Raw genomic sequence first — 1,194 nt, forward strand, 5'->3', positions numbered from 1 at the left:
TGCATCAATAAGTGGAACACCTGCGGCAAATGTTGTAGCAAGCGTGCGGCTATAGCGGGCAATAATTGCTTTATAAACCAAGTCCCCAAAAATAGGTAACTTAAGCGCCAGTTTATCTAAGCCATCACGAAACTTTTTACTGCGTTTTTTTGCTTCCAGAAAGGCAGCAATGACTGCGCCAATCGCAATAATCATAATGAACCAGTATTCCTGCATCCATTTCGACATATTCACAACCATTTGCGTAAATGCAGGTAAATCTGCTCCAAAAGACGCAAATAAATCTTGGAAAACGGGAACTACTTTAACCATCAAAATAATGGTCACCACAATGGCTACTACAATAACTGTTGCTGGGTATTTCATTGCTTTCTTGATTTTTTGCTTGAGCAACTCACTTTTTTCTTTGTAAATTGCAACGCGGTCCAGCATCGTTTCGAGTGCGCCTGATTGTTCACCAGACTCAACAAGTGAACAAAACAAGTTATCAAAATGTTGAGGATATTTTCTTAAAGCTGAGGCAAAAGTACTACCACCTTCGACTTCACCTTTAATACCGAGTACAACCTCACGCATGGCCGGGTTTTCTAAACCTTCAGCTACAATTTCAAAGCCTTGTACGAGTGGTACACCAGCTTTCATCATGGTCGCCAATTGTCGAGTAAAAATCGTAATATCGAGTGTGGTGACTTTTTTCTTGAATAAACCTTCAAGAATATTTTTACGTTTTTCACGTATATTTCGAACAGTCACCCCTTGTTTGCGTAAGGTTACTTTGGCTAAGGCCATGTTTTTAGCCGGAAGTTCTCCCTTGACTTTTACGCCCTTACGGTCAACCCCTTCATAAGCAAAAGTCGGCATCATTTGTGCCTTTTTGACAGCCATTAGATTATCCTTATTTTTTAAATAGTGTCTTATTCACTGGTGACACGGTTGACTTCTTGTAAAGAGGTCACCCCTTGCATCACCTTTTTTAAACCTGAACGACGTAGATTATTAAACCCCAATTTTTCAGAAGCAGCTGCGATTTCTAAAGCGTTGCCATCTTCCATAATAATCTTGGAAATTTCAGGTGTAACTTTCATTACCTCATAAATACCGACACGGCCTTTATAGCCTTCACGACATTCAGGGCAACCTACGGGCTGAAAAACCCGAAAATCTGGGTGCGCTAAATCTTGTTCGGTAAAGCCC

1 protein-coding gene and 1 pseudogene are annotated in these 1,194 nt (G+C 40.6%); both read right to left on the bottom strand.

What is annotated here, in order from left to right; genetic code table 11:
• The coding region (locus VXQ92_RS19400) for a type II secretion system F family protein (RefSeq protein ID WP_416682895.1) at window positions 1-885 on the bottom strand (885 nt) is incomplete at its 3' end.
• Window positions 886-914: 29 nt separating this feature from the next.
• Window positions 915-1,194, bottom strand: a pseudogene (locus VXQ92_RS19405) (type IV-A pilus assembly ATPase PilB); the annotation flags it as partial.

The organism is Acinetobacter sp. 228, from assembly GCF_048147885.1.